The organism is Aeromonas lusitana (assembly GCF_002812985.1).
In the GTDB taxonomy this organism is placed as follows: Bacteria; Pseudomonadota; Gammaproteobacteria; order Enterobacterales; family Aeromonadaceae; genus Aeromonas; species Aeromonas lusitana.
The window spans coordinates 89,773-108,267 of sequence record NZ_PGCP01000010.1; the positions used below are offsets into that span (position 1 = coordinate 89,773).

Below are 18,495 nucleotides of genomic sequence, written 5' to 3' on the forward strand. Positions count from 1 at the left end.
TCGCCGAGTTTTCTCCCCGCTTCACACAATTTGAAGGATTCGCCATGAAAGGATGGAGCCCCTTGTTGGCCCTGTTGGGCTCTGCTTGTGTCCAGGCCGCCGATGTCCCGCCCGGTACCCAACTCGCCACCGACCAGGCCGTCGTGCGTCACCTCAAGGACGAGCCCACCAGCCTGAGCCCGCTCAAACTGGTCGGTCTGCCCGAACTGCAGGTGCTGCGGGATCTCTACGAGGGGCTGCTGACCCAGGGGCCGGACGGCAAGGTGCAGCCTGGGGTCGCCCTGCGCTGGGAGAACGAAGGTAATCAGATATTCACGTTCCATCTGCGACCGGATGCCCGCTGGTCCAACGGCGACCAGGTCGAGGCCGGCGATTTCGTCTATGGCTGGCGCAAGCTGGTTGATCCGAAAGAAGCCGCCACCTTCGCCTGGTTCGCCCAGCTCGCCCACTTCAAGAACGTGGACGAGATAGTGGCAGGCAAGCTGGCTCCCGAGACGCTCGGGGTCGAGGTCCTCGATGAGCACACCTTGCGGATCACGCTCTCCCAGCCGGTCCCCTACTTCCTGAGTCTGCTGACCCACCCCAGCCTGTCGCCGCTGCACAAGGCCAGCATGGAGCAATACGGCAACCAGTGGACCCAGCCGGGCAAGCTGGTAGGCAACGGCGCCTTCGTGCTGAGCCATCGGGTGGTGAACGAGCGGCTGGATCTGACCCCGAACCCCTATTACTGGGACCGTGCCCACACTGTGCTGACCAAGGTCACCTTCGTGCCCATCAACCAGGAGAGCGCCGCCACCAACCGCTACCTGGCCGGGGATCTGCACATCACTGAATCCTTCCCCAAGGAGCAGTACCAGAAGCTGATGAAGCAGATCCCGGGGGAGGTCTATACCCCGGAGCAGCTGGGCACCTATTACTACGCCTTCAACACCCAGCGTGCGCCGCTCGATGACGTGCGGGTGCGCAAGGCGCTCTCCTACACCATCGATCGCGGCCTCATCGCCAACAAGGTGCTGGGCACGGGGGAGAAGCCCGCCTATCACTTCACTCCGGACGTGACCGCCGATTTTGAACCCAAACCGAATCTGCTCTCCACCAGCAGCCAGCCAGAGCTGGACAAGCGGGCCAAGGCCCTGCTGAAAGAGGCAGGTTATGGCCCGGACAAGCCCCTCAAGCTGACCCTGCTCTACAACACGGCCGAGATCCACAAGAAGATGGCACTGGCCATCGCCAACCTGTGGAAGCAGAAGCTCGGCGCCCAGGTCGAGCTCACCAATCAGGAGTGGAAGACCTATCTCGACAGCCGCCAGAGCGGTCAGTTCGAGGTGATCCGCTCCTCCTGGGTCGCCGATTACAACGATCCATCCGCCTTCCTCGGCCTCTGGGGCAGCCAGCACAGCGGCAACATGGCCCGCTTCGCCAACCCGGGCTACGATGCCCTGCTGGCCAAGGCGACCAAGAGTCTGGATGAGCGCGAGCGCGCCAAACTGTTCGATGAGGCCGAGGCCGTACTGCAGGACGAGGCACCCATCGCCCCCATCTACCAGTACACCAACGCCCGCCTGATCAAGTCCTGGCTCAAGGGCTATCCCATCAACAACCCGGAAGACGTGGCCTACAGCCGTCAGCTCTACCTCATCAAGCACTGATCTCCCTCATCAGATGCCGACACCATGGGGCCAGCCTGGCTGGCCCCATGTAAGCACTGTCCCTATACCCTTTATCGACATAGAATGCTGCCTTTCTGCCGCCCTTATCCGTTGAATCTCTTTTGTATGCGCCTTTTATTCCTGATCCTGCTGTTCTCGACCCTGCCCGCCAGGGCCGCCACCGAAGCCGAATGCCAGCAGGCCTTCGTCGAGTGGATGCTGAGCCAGCAACAGCAGTTCAGCGATCGCAAGGCCAGCAAGATGGTACGGCGCAACGCCGAACGCGCCATCGATCAGGCCCGAGGCGAATACGCCAAACAGGAGAGTTTCTGCCAGGCCATGGCCCTGGTCTCCCGCGATCAGACAGCAGATCCTCGCTTCAAGCCGAGAACCGGGGAGATCCACGACTTTACCTCCCGTCGCTGAGCCCGGAATCGACTTCCCATCTACCACTTTTCCGCCCTCCCAGTGTCGATTAATTGACCTAAGCCAAGATGGGCTTACCCCCCGCATCTACAATGAAGCCGTAACAAGCACGCACAATAAAAACAAATTTATCAGTTACTTGGCTCAAATCAGGATGCGCACATGACCACAACCCAAGGAGAAGGGGAGATACGTTTCCCCGACCAGATATCACTGATCTCGACCACGGATCCCAGCAGCCACATCACCTATGCCAACCAGCACTTCTGCGACGTGGCAGGCTACAGTGCCAGCGAGATGGAGGGCGTCCCCCACAACCTGGTGCGCCACCCGGACATGCCCAAGATTGCCTTTGCCGACATGTGGCGCCGCTTGCAGCAAGGCAAGAGCTGGATGGGGCTGGTGAAGAATCGCGCCAAGAGCGGCCAGTTCTACTGGGTCAACGCCTATGTCACCCCCATCCTCGACGACCAGCAGCAGATCATCGAGTACCAGTCGGTGCGCACCCGCCCGAGCGAACAGGACATCGCCTGGGCGGATCAACTTTATGCCCGCATCCGGGCCGGCAAGGCCCTGCCCTGGCTGAGCCGTTTCAATCTGGAGCCTGGCCTGCTCACTCTGCTGCTATCAGGCACGGCCCTGCTCGGGCTGGCGGTCACCCTGCTCACCGGCCAACCCGGCTGGAGCGGGATCGCCCTGCTCTGCCTGCTGGGCCAGATGGCCCATGGCTGGCAGCTGCAACAACGGCTGGCGCGCCTGCTGGCCAGCGCAGGTGAAGAGCTGGGCACCCCGCTCTGCCAGGTACTCTATACCAGGCGACGGGACAGTCTGGGGGCCATCGAGCTGCTGCTGCGCATGAAGAAGGCCGAACTCAGGGCCGTAGTGGGCCGCAGCGCCGACACCAACCAGCAGATCCTGCAGGCCGCCGAGGATGACAGGGGGCATATCCAGACCATAGACACCCACCTGCAGCAGCAACGCGCCCAGAGTGAGCAGCTGGCCGCCGCCATCACGCAAATGAGTCACTCCATACGCGACGTGGCCAACAACGCCCATCAGGCCAATGCCTTGGTGGGCGAGGTGCAGCAGGTCTCCATCAGCGGTCAACAGGCGCTGGCCACCACCCAGTCCTCTGTCGACCGGCTCCATCACGAGCTGGATGCAAGCCAGGGCGTGCTGGCCCGCCTGACCCAGGACAGCCAGAAGATCAGCGGGATCCTGGAGGTGATAGGCCAGATAGCGGATCAGACCAATTTGCTCTCCCTCAACGCGGCCATAGAAGCGGCGCGGGCCGGCGAACAGGGCAGAGGCTTTGCCGTGGTGGCCGACGAGATCCGGGCCCTGGCCCAGAAGACCCGCAGCTCCACCGGCGAGATCAGCGACATGATAGGGGCGCTGCAGCAGAGCACCCAGCAGCTGTCAGACGGCATGCGCCAGGGGGCCCAGACCTCGGCCCTGTGTCAGCAGCACATGGGCGCCACCGCCGAGGTGCTCGACCAGATCAACCGGATGCTGGCCCAGGTGACCCACACCAGCGACGAGATAGCCCAGGCGGTCAGCCAGCAGGCGGATGTCACCAGCACCCTGGATCAGGGGATCCAGCAGATCCATCAGCTGGCCAACCATACTGCCGACAGCAGCCAGCAGGCGCTGGACGGCATCACCCTCTTGGTGGAGCGGCTGCAAAACCTCTCTCGCCTGATCAACCAGTTCCACGACTAGCCCTGCCCGGGGCGCGACCGCGCGCCCCATCTCCATCAAGATCAATCCTTTTTGGCTGACGCTCCCCATATGGGGCCTTACATTTATTTGTAACAAAAATGTAAATGAAATGACCTCTGTGCCCGCCATAACAGTCACTTTCCAACGTGCCTCGACCAAAAAGGACTTAGATGATGCACCTGCCCCCTCGTTACACCGCCCTGATCTTCGCCGCTTCCCTGCCATTGCAGGCCCTGGCCGATACCGATGTCTACCTCACCAACAACGGCCCGGAGCCACTGCAACTGGAGATCCGCCAGGGCGGCAGCGGCCAGTTGCAGCAAGGCAGCCAGTGGACCCAGCACAGGACTGAGCTCGGCCCCTGGGAGAGCGCCATGGTGCTCAGCTTCAACCGCTACGAGGGGGTGAAAGCGGGCAAGAACTATCTGTTCGAGACCCGGATCACCACCCCTAGCGGTGACACCTATCGCCTCAACCAGCTGATGGAAGGCACCTGGTGGAACACCACCTTGCAACACGGCGGCGAGACCCCCACTGGCGCCTCCGGCTGGCAGAGCGATCGCGCCATCCATCGCCTCGCCGGACCCCAGGAGCTCGCCTTCGCCGCCAAGTTCACCGGCCGCTACGACGATCTGCACTATATGCTGACCCCGCCCAAGCGAGTGGAACAGCCGGAACCCGCCGAGAACAGATTGAAGATCGCCAGCTACAACGTCTGGGCCCTGCCGGTGATCGCCTCCAGCATAGGCGAGCGGCTGACCCTGCTGCCCGACTACCTCAAGGGCTATGACGCCCTGCTGCTGCAGGAGGTGTTCGACGGCCGCCGCGAAGGCTTCCTGCAGGCCCTGGCCAAGGAGTATCCCTATCAGACCAAGGTACTCGACAAGCCGGGGGTCAACATTCACGACGGCGGCGTGGTGATCGTCAGCCGCTACCCCATAGTGCGGGAGGCCCAGCTGGTCTACCCCCAGTGCACAGGCACCGACTGCTTCGCGGACAAGGGCGTGATGTACGCCGAGGTGATCAAGGGGGGCAAGGCCTGGCACCTGTTTGCCACCCACACCGCCAGCTTCGATACCGACGAGGCGCGCAGGCTGCGCCAGATCCAGTTCGGCCAAATTCGCGCCCTAGCCGCCAGCCTCAAGATCCCGGCCACGGATACCGTCATCTACGGCGGCGACTTCAACGTCAACAAGCGCAAGTTCGCCGATGACTACGCCAACATGTTGGCCAACCTCAATGCCCATGAGCCCGCCTACGGCGGCTATACCGAGGCGACCTTCGACCCCAGGCTCAACCCCTATGCCGGCGGCCCCCTCTCCGGTGGCGCCAACGTCGAATACCTGGACTATCTGGTGGTGAGCCGGGAATACGGCGCCGCCAGCCATAACCTCAACAGCGTCTGGATCCCGCGCTCCAGCGATGCCAGCCTCTGGCCTGCCAGCAACCTCTCGGATCACTTCCCGGTCAAGGGAGAGATAGCCCGATGAGACGGCGCTACTGGGTATTGGCCCTGGCCATAGTGCCGCTGGTGTTGCTCAACCTCATCTGGCAGGACGAGCCAGTTGCCTCAACGAGAACCGAGGCCAGCCAGGGCAGCGCCAGTCCGCAGCAGGCGATGTCTGCGCCCTCCAAGCCCATCTCGGCAGATGCGCCATCGTCTGTGGCCACCAGCAGCCAGACGCCCGCCCAGGCTCCGGCCCCCAGTTGGCGGGCACTGCCACAAGAGGCCGAGGAGCGACTCGCCAGTGAGATTCAGGAGAGCGACCAGCCGCTGGATGAGCGACTGGAGAACCTGAGAACGGTGGAGGGCCAGTGGCCGAGCGAAGGGGAGAGCCTGACCCTGCTGCAGGGGCGCTATGCCGAGGCGCTGGAACAGCTGGCCAGCGAGAGCGAACAACTGACTCTGACCGAGCGGCTGGCCGCCCTGACCCAATTGCAGGACGCGTGGGCGACGCAATACCCGGATCTGGCGGCGGAGCTGTTCAACCCGGACGCCCGCTTGCTGCAGGCGCGCCAGTTGTGGGGGGATGAGGAGCTCGAAACCCTGGCCCGTCACTTCCTGCCCGCCGAGCGGGCCGAGGCCAGCCTCGGCTTTGCCAAGGCGCGCCAGCAGCAACTGGATCAACGCGGCCGCTATCAGCAGCAGCTGGCCGAGCTGGAACAACAGTTGGTGGCGAGCCAGGGAGACATGGATTCAGTGCGCTGGCAACAGCACAGGGAGGAGGTGCTGGGCCAGTTCAGGCGCGACTTCTTCGCCCAGGAGCAAACCAGCCCCTGATACCAGAGGCGCCGACACCCACAGATAGAAGAAGGGCCCGTATGCGGGCCCTTCTCTTGTCACTCAACCCTATCAGGCCAGGGGATAGCTGGCATCCAGCCCGTTCTCGCAGCGCCAGTTGGCCCACAGCTTGCCGTCCGTGCCCATCTGCAGGGTGGCGAAATTGCGGGTGCGCAGGTAGACGGGGGCGCCGAACGGCTTGATGAGCTCGGTGCGGATCAGCCGGCTCTCGTCCAGGTACTCGGGGTTGTCGTTGGTCATGGCGAGGATCCCCATCCACTGGAACTGGGTCGGACAGGGATGGACTATGCCGGAGGAGACCAGCTGGTGCAGGTTCAATACCCCCTCCCGCTTGTCCTGAATGACCCCGAGACAGCCTACGTGCACATCCCCTGACAGGATCAGGGTCTTGGGCTCCAGGCTGCTGCCCTTATCCGCCTTGGCGTTCTTGCGCCGCAACCTGGCATTGTCCAAGAGCCGCATGATGAGGCGCGCCCGCTCCCCCTCGTGGGCCTTGGCACGCCAGTGATCCTTGAGATCATCGGTCAGCTCCTCCTCCCAGGGGGTCGCATCCAGCGCCGCTTCGCTGAAGGAGAAGTCCCGATAGACCACGGGCACCCCCGTCATGACCAGCAGGTCCCCGCTGCTGCAACCCGCCAGCGCCTCGTTGACCTGATCCCACTGGGCTCGGCTCATCACCTGGGTCAGGGTACGGGTGGCGCGGTTGTCCAGGGCCAGGATCTGGTAGCCCCGAAAGCCGAGCCGCCAGGAGTGATGGCCCAGACTCTTGTCCAGCAGCGCCGTGTTGGCGCCGGTGCGCAGCTGGAACAGCCGGAAATATTTGGCGGCGGCGGCATAGATGGCCTGATAGACCTCGCAGCCCTGCAAGTCAGCTGGGTAGCTGCCCCAGCCATCGAAGATGTCGTGATCGTCCCACATCATGGCGCTCGGCACACGGGCCAGCATGAAGGCGACCTCAAGGCGGCCCCACTGCTTGCAGTAGAGCTCGCAATAGAAGCGGTCCAGCTGCTCCACCATGGCCCGGGTCGCCTTGCGCTTGACCTTCTCCGCCCTGTCCAGCTCGTTCCAAGCCTTGATGGTCGGCACCGAGGTCCAGAGGGAGTCCGCATAGACCTGATCACCCCCCATCAGCAGCAGGGAGAAGGGATGTGCCTTGTGCTCCGCGGCCAACTTGTCCCACATGGCATAAGGGGCCGGGGTGGAGGTGAGCAGCTTGAAATCGGAGAAACCGTTGCAGGAGGCGTAGCCTATCAGCACATTCTCTTTCTTTCCTGGCAGATAAAACTGCCATTTATCGTATCCACCGAGATCTTGTGCTGGCATGTCGTCCAGCAGGATCTCGTAGTCGATGGTCGTGCCGGCCTTGCTCTTGGGGCTCGCCTGCCAGACGAGCCGCCAGAAAGCGCCTTTCGGAGTGTCCGCCTGCTTGCTGGCGGCCAGCACCTCGCCGTTGATCCTCACGGCCGCACTCTTGCAACCGGCCTCCGTCATGAAGCAGAGGCTGTATTGGGTCTCTGATTCGAGCCCGAGCAAGGGCCCCATTACCAGACTGGTCATTCGTGATCCCTCCATGGTGAAACCCATGGAGCATAGCGAAGAGAGCGCTATTTGATACTGACCAGCTGGGCAAGCAGAAGGTGGGGGTTAGCTTCTGCCCTTGAACTGCTTGACGCTGCGCTTGTTGGCGGTGCGCCGGTTCGCCTGCTTGTCCCGGGGCGAGCGTTTACTCTCGCCGCTGGCGGGCACGTCCGTGACCGGGAAGCCGGGCAGCTCGGCCAGCGGCAAGTCACGGCCGGTCAGGGTGCGGATGGCGGCCAGGGTATCGGCCTCGCCGTGGCAGACCAGCGAGAGCGCGAGCCCGGCACGTCCGGCACGGGCGGTGCGCCCGACCCTGTGCACATAGACGGGAGCACTAGGGGGCAGGTCCAGGTTGATCACCACGGGCAGCGCCTCCACATGGATGCCGCGGGCCATCAGATCCGTAGCCACCAGCACCCGCACCTTGCCGCTCTTGAAATCCCCGAGCGCCTGCTCCCGTACCGCCTGCTCCTTGTCCCCGTGCAGAGCCGCCACCGCAATGCCCGCCTTGGCGAGCTTGCGGGCGACCCCGTCGGCATCGTCCCTGGCGCTGATAAACACCAGCACCTGAGACCAGTCCTGTTCTTTCAACAAGGCGATGAGCGCCGGCACCTTGCCGCTCTTGTTGACCAGATAGAGCCGCTCCTCGATATCTTCCACCAGGCTGTTGGCCGGGTTCGCCTCGAGGCGTTTTGGCGCTCGCAGCAGCCCGGTGGCCAGGGTCTCCAGCTCGGGCGGCAGGGTGGCGGAGAAGAGCAGGGTCTGGCGCTCGGCGGGCATTCCATTCATCAGCCACTGGATGTCGGGCCAGAAGCCCATTTCCAGCAGGCGATCCGCCTCATCCAGCACCAGCAGCCGCAATGCATCCAGGGTCACTATGTGCTGGGTCAGCAGATCCCGCAGCCGCCCCGGCGTCGCCACCAGCAACTGGGGAGCCTTGGCCAGTTCTGTCTGTTGCTGCCCCTGCTCCACCCCGCCACACAGGGTCACCAGGCCGAGACCCTGCGCCTCGGCCAGCCCTTGCAGGGCCACGCTCACCTGAGCCGCCAGCTCGCGAGTCGGCACCAGCACCAAGCCCTGCACCTGTGGCTGCGCCGGGTTCAGTCGTTGCAACAGCGGCAGCCCGAATGCCAGCGTCTTGCCACTGCCGGTCTGGGCCAGCGCCAGCACGTCATCACCCGCCAGCACGGCCGGAATGGCCAGTTGCTGGATAGGCGTCGGCGTTTGCAGGGTGTCAGGCAGGGCGGCCAGCAAGCTGGCGTCGAGGGCAAATTCGTTAAAGGTCATGGCGCTACAAGGTGAAGACAAGTGGGAGGCGAAGTCTAGCCAGCGACCGCCAATCAGTGCAACCGTCATGGACAATCCAGAGGCATTATGTTGTTCTTTTCATCAATTCCCTGGGCGACCTGGCTGTCGTCATTCCCGCAAAGGAGCAAAGAAAGATGGACAAGCCCCCCTCCCATCGCCTCGTGGCAGGCATTCTGGCCCTCGGCCTCACCAGCGTCTTGCCGTCCCAGACCCAGGCCTGCGGTTACGACATGCTGGTGGGCGATCCGTTCGCCCTGGCCTGGCCCGGCACACTGGACATTGCCATCGCGACGGCCGGCGCCATCTCTGCCAAGACGATCGACCCCATTCCCGCCCTGACGGGAGGTGAAGGTTTCGTACGTGCCCAGCAATGGCTACTGCAACTGAAAGACCAGCTACAACGGGCCGATCAGCCCGGCGGCTTCTCCATCCTGCTGGTGGATTCCGGGCTCTGGTCGAAGATGCGGGGCAAGGAGGTATTGTTGCTGCAGCTGCACAGCCCATCGCCCACCCCAAGAGACAGGGTCGTTCTGGTGAGCGAGGCCGGGCTCAATGCCCTGCTGACCAGGCAGATCTCGGTCGATCAGGCGCTGCGGCTCGGCGTACTGAGCCTGCCGCAGGATCCCGACCATCAGCTGGGGCCGCACCTGCGCCAAGCGCTCGCACCAACGGATGCAGACAGCTCGAAAACCGGATAAAAAAACGGCCCGCTCACAGAGCGGGCCGTTTCACTTTCGACGCATCTACTGATGTAGACGCTATCACTATCAGGCCAGAGCAGCCAGGGCGGCGGCGTAGTTCGGCTCGTCGGCAACTTCGGCCACCAGCTCGCTGTGCAGCACCTTGTTGTCGGCGTCCAACACCACAATAGCGCGAGCAGCCAGACCCACCAGCGGACCGGAGGAGAAGGCCACGCCGTAGTCCTGCAGGAAGGAGACACCACGCAGGGTGGAGAGGTTTACCACCTTGTCCAGACCTTCAGCGCCGCAGAAGCGAGCCTGGGCGAACGGCAGATCGGCGGAGATGCACAGCACAACGGCGTTGTTCAGGGAGCTGGCCTGCTCGTTGAACTTGCGCACGGAAGTCGCGCAGGTTGGGGTATCGACGCTCGGGAAGATGTTCAGGATCTTGCGCTGACCGGCGAAGTTGGCCAGGGTCACATCGGACAGGTCCTTGGCAACCAGAGAGAAGGGCTTGGCCTGCTCACCGGCAACGGGGAAGTGACCGGAGACGGAGACAGGGTTGCCTTGCAGGGTGACGGTATTGCTCATGTTATGTCCTTGATTATTGATTGAGGATCCGGGCTCCCAGTATAGGCCCAGCCGAGAGGGACAAACACCCGTCAATGACAGGGATTTAAGAGGCTGACCATGGATTGAACCGACAAAGCCCCTTTCGAACTAGCAGGGACAAGAAGTGGCTTGACCTTGGACTAAACACCAAGGTTTACACTCGGCTCAGATATCCAGGATCTCGCACCGGCGGGATCCACTCAAGAGGGACTCCATATGAGCAAATCCTGCTGCAACCATGCACATGCCGCCCCCATCAAGGCGATCAGCAAGGCCGCTTCCCACCAGGGCGAGCATCAACACGACAGCCACTGCTGTGACAACGCGGCGCCCGTCAGTGGCTGCACCAGCCAGGCCCCCCATGACCATCAGGCACACGGCGAGAGCGATCCGCCGGGAGATGAAGAGCCCCCCAGAGGGAGTTGCAGCGGCCAGGCCTGTTGCAGCGCTCAGCCTCAGGCCCCCGACCATGCCCATGATCATGTGCATCAAGATGCGCACGGCCATCATGACCACGACGAGTCTCCCGACCAGCTCGCCCCCTTGCACGAGCCAGCGCAGAACACCAGCCGCCACAGCTGGCAGGTATTGGGGATGGACTGCCCCAGCTGCGCTCGCAAGATAGAGACAGCCGTCGGCCGGGTTGCCGGCGTGCAACAGGCCCGCGTGCTGTTTGCCACCGAGAAGCTGGTGGTGGATCTGGCCCCCGGTCTCTCCCCCGATCCCATCACGGCCGCCGTGCTGGCCGCAGGCTTCCAGCTCAAGGGAAATTCCCAGACCGCCGATGCCAAGCCACGCAGTCCCCTGATGACACTGCTCGGCAAATATTGGCAGCCCCTCTCTCTTGCCGGCCTGATGCTGGTGGCGGCCCTGTTGCCCGATACCGTCGGCAAGCCCCTGTTTGTCCTGGCGACCCTCTGGGGGCTCTGGCCCGTGGCCCGCAAGGCCTGGGCTCTGACCAAGAGCGGCTCCCCCTTCGCCATCGAAACCCTGATGACAGTCGCCGCCGTCGGCGCCCTCTTCCTCGGTGAGACGGCCGAAGCGGCCATGGTGCTGCTGCTGTTCATGCTGGGAGAACACCTGGAGGCCTATGCCGCCGGCCGCGCCCGCGCCGGGGTCACAGCCCTGATGGCGCTGGTACCGGACAAGGCGCTGCGCATTCGTCAAACCTCGGAGGGTGAGCTGCGAGAAGAGGTAGCCGCCGATGAGCTGCGCCCTGGCGACATCATAGAGATAGCCCCCGGCGCCCGGCTGCCCGCCGATGCCCGTCTGCTCGATGCCCTCGGCGCCTTTGACGAGAGCGCCCTGACCGGTGAATCCATCCCGGTGGAGCGCCGGCAAGGGGATAAGGTCGCCGCCGGCAGTCTGGCGGCAGACAGGGTATTGCGCCTGGAGGTGGTGTCCGAGCCCGGCAACAACGCCATCGACCGCATCCTGCATCTCATCGAGGAGGCCGAGACCCAGCGCGCCCCCATAGAGCGCTTCATCGACCGTTTCAGTCGCTGGTATACCCCGGCCATGATGCTGGTCGCCCTGCTGGTGGTGCTGGTACCCCCCCTCTTCTTCGGCCAGAGCTGGGATGAGTGGATCTATCGCGGGCTGGCGCTCTTGCTCATCGGTTGCCCCTGCGCCCTGGTGATCTCCACCCCGGCGGCGGTCACCTCCGCCCTGGCGGCGGCTACCCGGCAAGGGGCCCTGATCAAGGGAGGCGCGGCGCTGGAGCGACTGGCCCATGTCGATACCGTCGCCTTTGACAAGACAGGCACTCTGACCCTGGGCAAGCCACAGCTCACTGAACTGATCAGCCTGGATGGTAGACCCGAGTCCGAGTGGCTGGCGCTGGCCGCCGCCATCGAGCAGGGCTCCCATCACCCCCTGGCCCGCGCCGTGGTGGCTGCCGCGAATGAACAGGGGCTGACCCTGGCTACCGCCACGGACCTTCGTGCCCTGCCCGGCATGGGGGTAGAAGGACGCATCGACGGCATGCTCTGGCAACTGCTGGCGCCGAGCCGGGTTGAGTCGCGGGATGACGAGACACTGACCAGGATCGCCACCCTGGAGCAACAAGGCAAGACTGTGGTCCTGCTCTGCCAGGCGGGGGCCGCACCGGTCGCCCTGCTGGCGCTGCGTGACCAGATTCGGCCCGAGGCCGCCGCCGCACTGCAGGAGTTGAGTACGCTTGGGTTGCAGAGCATCATGCTGACCGGGGACAACCCCAGAGCCGCCGAGGCCATCGCCGGCGAGCTCGGCATGGGCTGGCGCGCCGGTCTGCTGCCGGAGGGCAAGGTGGAAGAGATAGCCAAGCTGGCCCGGACGCAGAAGGTGGCCATGATAGGGGACGGCATCAACGACGCCCCCGCCATGAAGCGGGCCAGCATCGGCATCGCCATGGGTGGCGGCACGGATGTGGCGCTGGAAACCGCAGATGCGGCTTTGACCCACAACCAGCTCGGCGGCCTTGCCGCCATGATCCGGCTGTCGCGCGCCGCGCTCGCCAATATCCACCAGAATATCGCGCTGGCGCTGGGGCTCAAGGCCATCTTCCTGGTCACCAGCCTGCTTGGCATCACGGGCCTGTGGATAGCCGTGCTGGCCGATACCGGCGCCACCGCCCTGGTCACCGCCAACGCCCTGCGATTGTTGCGCAAACGCTGATCCCTAGAGCCCGGACTCCGGGGCGTTCAACACAACGAAAAAGCCGCAACCTTGGGTCGCGGCTTTTCTTTATGCGGGTGGCGAGACGTCGCCCAAAAAATCAAGGCGCGGCTGATGATGGCAGTCCGCGCCTCGTTCTTACGCTCTCGGCTTATCCCCCCCTTGGCGAGGTGGAATTCAACCCATGGCTGCCGAGCCAGCCATGGGCTCGATGGGGTTGCTTATGGAGTAGGTGTCGGCTCAGCGAAACTGACGCTCAGAGTCGGTTTGTCCTTGTTCATAGCGGTAAATACGAATTTATAGGTACCGGCTTTATCGACATTAAATGGCAGGTTTCCTCCCTGAGGACAAAGAGCCGTTACTTGCCCCACTTGCAATGAATCTGTATCGGCGCACTTACCGTAGTTGACCGATCCATTCCAATCACTACCGGCTATTTTGACCTGAGTATTTGAAATTTTATCAGCGGTCACTTCTGTAGAAAATTCATACATATAGTTCCCACTGAAAGTCATTAAATTGACCGGGTCCCACACATTCAATAAGCCACGAACAAACACTTCGGTGCTGCCGAACGGTGGCAACGTGCTCATATCCGTCTTCTTGCCCACCGGTAGACCCGCCCCCTGGGCACCGACTTGCGGTTTGACGAAGACGGCGGCAGACCAAGCCCCCAGAGTGAGCTCATTGCTGCCGACCGAGACGCCGCTGGCGATGCTGTCACTGCTGCGGTGAGCACTGCTCAGCACCATGCCGGAGAGATCGATGATCTGATCGTTGCCGTCACGGAAGTCGCCGATACTCTGGGACGCATTGGTGGCATTGATCATCACTACCAGGCCGTCGATGGCCGGATCCAGATCCGCACCGGCGCTGGTGCCGTCATCCACGCTCATCACGATAATACCCGGCACTTGGTCAGGCCCGGTGTTGCGGAAGTCGACCCGCTTGATCACTTCGGCACCACTGCCAAGACGCAGCAGGCGGGAGGATTGACGCAGTTCCGCCAGCTCCTGGTAGAAGCTCACCATCTGGGTCATCTCGGCCGAGCCCGGCTTGGCGTGCTGGCCGAGCACCTGGTCTATCAGGCCATAGTTGGCTTCATCCTTGTCCTTACGCGGCAGGCCCTTGTCGAAGTTGTTGTCCCCCAGGGTGTAATCGACCCGGTTGTACCAGTCACCCGAGTCATAGCTGTCACGCTCCATGGATTTGGAGCGCAGCAGTTCGACCCCTGCGTGGGTGAAGGGGATCCCCTGCCCCAGCATGGCGGTCGCGAGCGACACTCCCTGCATCCGCACCAGATCGGCGTTTTGTGGAGCCTTGTAGACCAGGTTGTCGAACAGGGTCTGGTTGTCGTGCTTGTCGACATAGTTCTGCACTTCGGTCGGATCCTGGGCATAACCCGCGGGTTGACCGTTGTAGTCGATGTCGGAGCCTTTTTTCGGAATGCCGTCCTTGTCGGTCAGCACGAACTCCTTGAGGTTGCCCGCCATGCCGAGGCGCACCAGATCGGACTGATGCAGGGCGGTGGCGAGCTCTACGCCATTCACCTCGTTGGGATCGACGAAGGCACCATTGCCGAAGCCCTGAGTCTTGCGAATGCCTTCCCCGCCGTCAAACGGACTGCCGCCACGGACCGCATCCCGCAACCGGTCGGAGAAGGAGCCGATACCGGTGCCGCCTAAATGTACCTGGGTCGCCTGCACGAAACGCTTGTCGTTCTCCACCTCGCCGAAGTTCCAGCCTTCCCCGTAGAAATACATCTCGGGGTTGACCTTCTTCACCTCGGCCAGGGCCTGCACCATCTGATCTTTCGGATGATGGCCCATCAGATCGAAGCGGAAGGCATCGATCTTGTAGTCCCGCGCCCAGGTCACCAGGGAATCATCCATCAGCTTGGCGAACATGGCGTGTTCCGGCGCCGTGTTGGAGCAGCAGGTGGAGTTTTCGACCGAGCCGGTCTCCGGGTTCAGGCGCTGGTAATACCAGGGCACTATCTTGTCGAGCACGGATTTCGGGCCGAGGCCGGCTTCGTTGGTGTGGTTGTAGACCACGTCCATCACCACGTTCATGCCGATGTTCTGCTTGATGGCCTGCACCATCTCGCGGAACTCCTTGATCCGGACAGTCCCCTCCGCGTTGGTAGCATAGGAGCCTTCCGGAGCCGTGTAGTGGTAGGGGTCATAGCCCCAGTTGAAGGAGTCCACCCCGCGCAGATAGCCATACAGCTCCTGCACAACCGGGTTTTCCTTGCTGTCTGTGGTCTGCAGATCCGTCAGCACGGATTCTATGGTCTGGCCGCCGCCGCAATGGCTGGCGAACTTGGAGTTCTTGACCTCGGGATTGACCTCGCACAGCTTGCTGAAGTCGTCGCCGATGTTGGCCACCTTGGCCGGATCCTCGTTGACGGTGGCGATGTCGAACACCGGCAGCAGGTGCAGGTGGCTGACACCGCTCCTGGCCAGGGATTGCAGGTGCTTGACCGGCACGCTGTCGCTGTCGGTCAGCCCCAGGAACTTGCCCCTGTGCTCGACCGGGGTGGAGTCGTCGTTGCCGGTCAGATCCCGGACATGGGCCTCATAGATGACGATGTCGGCCGGATTGGCCTGGCTGTGGGGCGCCTTCAGGCTGTCCCATCCCTCGGGTTTGAGGGCCGGATCGTCCAAGTCCACCACCTGGCTGAACTCGGAGTTCATGGCGAGGCTGAGGGAATAGGGGTCGGTGACCTGATAGGACTCCAGCTTGCGGCTAAGCGGATGGTAGACCTGGATGTCGTAGCGGTAATACTTGCCCACCAGATCGCTGCCAGCCTGCAAGCTCCAACTGCCGCTGGCCTCGTCCAGGGTCATGGTCCGCTCGCCGAGGGACTGGTGGTTCTCATCGAACAGCGCCAGCTTGACCGACTTGGCGGTGGGAGCCCAGAGCCGGAAGGTGACATTGCCCCCCTCGACGATGGCGCCATAGCTCAGCTTGGTGGCGGCATCGGCGTAGACGGCGTCGAGGGCCCCGGCGCTCTGCACCAGGGTCGCCCCCTGCAGCACGCCGCTCGCATCAGTGCCGATGGCCACCAGCTCACCCTTGAGCAGGGGCTTGAGATCCTTGCCGGAAGGCAGGGTGAAGGCGGCGGCATCCTTAAGGTGCGGGTACTTGGCCTGCTGCTCGGCGGTCAGGCTGGTGGGGGTCAGCTTGAGATAGGGGAAGTCGAACACCCCCTCGCTGTTGGCCGTGATGGTGCCGGACTCCGTGTAGTAGAGACGCACATGGGGTTTGTCCTTGCCCCCTTGCCAGATCAGGGTGTTGCCGTCGATCAGGTGGGCACTGGCCCCGGCCACGCCGAAGGCGGCGGTGAAGGCCTCGGCGCGACTGCCGAAGATCTCGTTCTTGCCCGCGACGATTGCCACGGTGCGGTCCGGATGATCGCTGAATATTACCTTCATGTCGGCGCCGGTCAGGTTCGCCAGCTCGCCGTTACGGGCGATGAAGTTGATGCAGCCTTCCATCTTGGAGAGCGGCACCACCCAGGCGGGGCCGAAGCTGTCCGCCGCCGACGCCGTCTTGCTGGCATCGTCCCAGCTCGCGTTCAGGCCACCCTCGGCGGTGGCATTGCAGGCGTCGTTATTCCACAGGTGCAGGCTGTGGCTGGCGAAGGGCCCGGCAATGCCGCGCGCGGCGCTGGTCTGGGTATCCACCAGGGCGATCACCGCCTCGTTGGGGCCGGCTACCAGCAGCTCGGCCGGCGGTTGCATATTGGGAAGGCGAGCGACGGGCTCATCCTGAGGAGTGGGGGTGGAGGGCGAGGAGCTGTTGTCATTACAGCCAGACAAAAGCGCGAGCAGTGAGGCTGTTACCAGCGCCACTTTGGTCTTTTTCATATCCATTTTTTTATAATTCCCGCTGTAGTTAGTCTCGATAGACGAGTACCCGGCCATGGCCGAGCTGTGCCATATTAATCAGCGGGGATTGCCGTAAATGTGAGCAGGTCGGCAAAAAAAACCAATCTCATTCAACAAGATAACGTTTTCATAACGAAAGTTGGAGCGAGCTCACAGACCAGAGCCAAAATATGCCGCATCACCAGATGAAGCCAGTTCATGGTAGAAAAAATCAATTCCGATCAAATGGATAGAGAGGATTAACTGATGACGCGCATCGAAGATCAGGCGAAGCGGCTGGACGCGGATTACCTGGCCCTCAGCCAGCTGTTTGACCAGTTTTGTCAGCTGGCGGGGAGCCTTGCCGAGCAGTATCACTTCTTCAACTGGCCGGATTACGAGGACACGCCGCCCCTCTCTCGCGCCTTCACTCTGCTGGGGGAGCCCAGAGCCTTGCGGCTACGCTGCCAGCCCGGCGAGCGGGGCAGCCTCCACGGCCTCCTGCAGATAGTGGATGAGGAGGGGGAGATACATGCCAGCCTGGGTTACCATGCCGACGGCCAGTTGTTGCTGGAGTCTGGCCGCCTGCTGGACAACCCGCCGGCACTGCTGCTCAAGCTGCTGCTCGGTACCGTCTGGCATCAGGCCCCCCATGAGGGAGAACGCCAGCCCCACTGATCCCTCCCTACTCAGGGGCTATCTCTATGGTGAGGTGCACCAGCTCCTCGTGGATGGCGAGCCGCTCGCGGATCTCGCTGGCCGGCACGGGCGCCGCCATCGTCAGGGATAGCACCCCGGCATACTCCCCCTGCCCGACCCGCCACACGTGCAGATCGCGGACCTCGGCGCCGGGCAGCTCGGCAATCACTTCCCGGATCTCCGCCACCACGGGGGCATCCATCTCCGCATCCAGCAACACCAGGCCGGTATCGCGCAGCAGGCCCCTGGCCCAGACCGCCACCAGCACAGCCCCCACTATGCCCATCAGGGGATCCAGCCAGTCGGCCCCCCACAGCATGCCTCCCACCAGCGCCAGTATGGCCAGCACAGAGGTCAGGGCATCCGCCAGCACGTGGAGGTAGGCGGCGCGCAGGTTCAGATCCCGATGGCCGTGCTCATGGTCGTGATGATGATCGTGCCCGTGACCATGGTCGTGCCCATGATGATGGCCGTGATCGTCCTTCAGCAGCCAGGCGCAAGCCAGGTTGACCAGCAGGCCCAACAGGGCGATGCCGATGGCCTGTTGATAATGGATGGGGCTGGGGTCCAGCAGACGGGCCACCGACTCGAACAGCATCAGACCGGCCACCCCCACCAGCAGCAGGGCGCTGGTGAAGCCCCCCAGCACCTCTATCTTCCAGGTGCCGAAGCTGAACCTGTGATCGCGGGCATAGTGGCGGGCGGCGCGATAGGCCAGCACGGAGAGGCCGAGGGCCAGGGCGTGGGAGCTCATGTGCCAGCCATCGGCCAGCAGAGCCATGGAGTTAAAGATCCAGCCGCCGCCGATCTCCGCCACCATCATGACGGCGGTGAGCAGTACGGCCCAGCGGGTCTTCTGTTCGGCCAGGGGATTGCCTTGATAGACCACGGGTTGGCAGCAGTGTTGCGATGCGGCGGATGACATGAATTTCTCCTGCAAGATGGAATGCAATATACTATACCCCAGTATAGTTTTATTGTGCGAGAGGATC

Annotated in this window: 13 protein-coding genes; 8 read left to right on the forward strand and 5 right to left on the reverse strand. The window is 63.1% G+C overall.

Translation table 11 applies throughout. From position 1 onward, the window contains the following. Positions 1 to 44: 44 nt before the first annotated feature. The 5 genes from CUC44_RS07660 to CUC44_RS07680 all read left to right on the forward strand — a co-directional run bounded on the left by CUC44_RS07660 (position 45) and on the right by CUC44_RS07680 (position 6,078). Positions 45 to 1,649 (forward strand): peptide ABC transporter substrate-binding protein, encoded by a 1,605-nt coding sequence (locus tag CUC44_RS07660; RefSeq protein ID WP_100859376.1) that lies wholly within the window; start codon positions 45 to 47, stop codon positions 1,647 to 1,649. A 126-nt stretch (positions 1,650 to 1,775) separates the two neighbouring features. Beyond that, the gene (locus CUC44_RS07665) at positions 1,776 to 2,075 is read left to right on the forward strand and encodes a hypothetical protein (protein WP_100859377.1); all 300 of its coding nucleotides are present in this window, start codon (positions 1,776 to 1,778) and stop codon (positions 2,073 to 2,075) included. 162 nt (positions 2,076 to 2,237) lie between these two features. Next, the gene (locus tag CUC44_RS07670) at positions 2,238 to 3,797 is read left to right on the forward strand and encodes a methyl-accepting chemotaxis protein (RefSeq protein WP_100859378.1); all 1,560 of its coding nucleotides are present in this window, start codon (positions 2,238 to 2,240) and stop codon (positions 3,795 to 3,797) included. A gap of 173 nt (positions 3,798 to 3,970) precedes the next feature. Continuing rightward, positions 3,971 to 5,287 carry a sphingomyelin phosphodiesterase gene (locus CUC44_RS07675; RefSeq protein WP_100859379.1) on the forward strand — a complete coding sequence of 439 codons (1,317 nt, stop codon included), beginning with the start codon at positions 3,971 to 3,973 and terminating at the stop codon, positions 5,285 to 5,287. Next, entirely contained in the window at positions 5,284 to 6,078 is a 795-nt protein-coding gene (locus CUC44_RS07680) for a F0F1 ATP synthase subunit delta (RefSeq protein ID WP_100859380.1), read from the forward strand. The genes CUC44_RS07675 and CUC44_RS07680 overlap by 4 nt, the downstream gene beginning before the upstream one ends. Before the next feature lie 72 nt (positions 6,079 to 6,150). Here CUC44_RS07680 and CUC44_RS07685 read toward each other — a convergent pair whose 3' ends face one another. Beyond that, positions 6,151 to 7,656, reverse strand: a complete 1,506-nt coding sequence (locus CUC44_RS07685) for an alkaline phosphatase D family protein (protein ID WP_100859381.1) — start codon at positions 7,654 to 7,656, stop codon at positions 6,151 to 6,153. A gap of 87 nt (positions 7,657 to 7,743) precedes the next feature. After that, positions 7,744 to 8,964, reverse strand: coding sequence for a DEAD/DEAH box helicase (locus CUC44_RS07690; protein ID WP_100859382.1), 1,221 nt, complete (start codon positions 8,962 to 8,964; stop codon positions 7,744 to 7,746). Positions 8,965 to 9,119: 155 nt separating this feature from the next. On the opposite strand from CUC44_RS07690, the gene CUC44_RS07695 reads away from it, so the two are divergent. Further along, positions 9,120 to 9,683 (forward strand): hypothetical protein, encoded by a 564-nt coding sequence (locus CUC44_RS07695; protein WP_100859383.1) that lies wholly within the window; start codon positions 9,120 to 9,122, stop codon positions 9,681 to 9,683. A 69-nt stretch (positions 9,684 to 9,752) separates the two neighbouring features. On the opposite strand, the gene tpx is transcribed toward CUC44_RS07695, so the two are convergent. Beyond that, a complete protein-coding gene (tpx, locus tag CUC44_RS07700) occupies positions 9,753 to 10,256 on the reverse strand; it encodes a thiol peroxidase (RefSeq protein WP_100859384.1) in 504 nt (167 codons plus the stop codon). A 237-nt stretch (positions 10,257 to 10,493) separates the two neighbouring features. Between tpx and CUC44_RS07705 the strand changes: the two genes are divergently transcribed. Next, the gene (locus CUC44_RS07705; protein WP_100859385.1) at positions 10,494 to 12,932 is read left to right on the forward strand and encodes a zinc/cadmium/mercury/lead-transporting ATPase; all 2,439 of its coding nucleotides are present in this window, start codon (positions 10,494 to 10,496) and stop codon (positions 12,930 to 12,932) included. Positions 12,933 to 13,153: 221 nt separating this feature from the next. Here CUC44_RS07705 and pulA read toward each other — a convergent pair whose 3' ends face one another. Further along, positions 13,154 to 16,810, reverse strand: coding sequence for a pullulanase-type alpha-1,6-glucosidase (gene pulA / locus CUC44_RS07710; RefSeq protein WP_244166733.1), 3,657 nt, complete (start codon positions 16,808 to 16,810; stop codon positions 13,154 to 13,156). Positions 16,811 to 17,071: 261 nt separating this feature from the next. On the opposite strand from pulA, the gene CUC44_RS07715 reads away from it, so the two are divergent. Next, entirely contained in the window at positions 17,072 to 17,482 is a 411-nt protein-coding gene (locus tag CUC44_RS07715) for a hypothetical protein (protein ID WP_100859386.1), read from the forward strand. A gap of 7 nt (positions 17,483 to 17,489) precedes the next feature. On the opposite strand, the gene dmeF is transcribed toward CUC44_RS07715, so the two are convergent. After that, positions 17,490 to 18,428 (reverse strand): CDF family Co(II)/Ni(II) efflux transporter DmeF, encoded by a 939-nt coding sequence (dmeF, locus tag CUC44_RS07720; protein WP_100859387.1) that lies wholly within the window; start codon positions 18,426 to 18,428, stop codon positions 17,490 to 17,492. Positions 18,429 to 18,495 lie beyond the last annotated feature (67 nt).

What these genes read in the sequence shown, in the direction of transcription:
- CUC44_RS07660 (WP_100859376.1), top strand. Translation starts at nt 45, where the DNA reads ATGAAAGGATGGAGCCCCTTGTTGGCCCTGTTGGGCTCTGCTTGTGTC.
- CUC44_RS07665 (WP_100859377.1), top strand. Translation starts at nt 1,776, where the DNA reads ATGCGCCTTTTATTCCTGATCCTGCTGTTCTCGACCCTGCCCGCCAGG.
- CUC44_RS07670 (WP_100859378.1), top strand. Translation starts at nt 2,238, where the DNA reads ATGACCACAACCCAAGGAGAAGGGGAGATACGTTTCCCCGACCAGATA.
- CUC44_RS07675 (WP_100859379.1), top strand. Translation starts at nt 3,971, where the DNA reads ATGCACCTGCCCCCTCGTTACACCGCCCTGATCTTCGCCGCTTCCCTG.
- CUC44_RS07680 (WP_100859380.1), top strand. Translation starts at nt 5,284, where the DNA reads ATGAGACGGCGCTACTGGGTATTGGCCCTGGCCATAGTGCCGCTGGTG.
- CUC44_RS07685 (WP_100859381.1), bottom strand. Translation starts at nt 7,656, where the DNA reads ATGACCAGTCTGGTAATGGGGCCCTTGCTCGGGCTCGAATCAGAGACC.
- CUC44_RS07690 (WP_100859382.1), bottom strand. Translation starts at nt 8,964, where the DNA reads ATGACCTTTAACGAATTTGCCCTCGACGCCAGCTTGCTGGCCGCCCTG.
- CUC44_RS07695 (WP_100859383.1), top strand. Translation starts at nt 9,120, where the DNA reads ATGGACAAGCCCCCCTCCCATCGCCTCGTGGCAGGCATTCTGGCCCTC.
- tpx (WP_100859384.1), bottom strand. Translation starts at nt 10,256, where the DNA reads ATGAGCAATACCGTCACCCTGCAAGGCAACCCTGTCTCCGTCTCCGGT.
- CUC44_RS07705 (WP_100859385.1), top strand. Translation starts at nt 10,494, where the DNA reads ATGAGCAAATCCTGCTGCAACCATGCACATGCCGCCCCCATCAAGGCG.
- pulA (WP_244166733.1), bottom strand. Translation starts at nt 16,810, where the DNA reads ATGGATATGAAAAAGACCAAAGTGGCGCTGGTAACAGCCTCACTGCTC.
- CUC44_RS07715 (WP_100859386.1), top strand. Translation starts at nt 17,072, where the DNA reads ATGACGCGCATCGAAGATCAGGCGAAGCGGCTGGACGCGGATTACCTG.
- dmeF (WP_100859387.1), bottom strand. Translation starts at nt 18,428, where the DNA reads ATGTCATCCGCCGCATCGCAACACTGCTGCCAACCCGTGGTCTATCAA.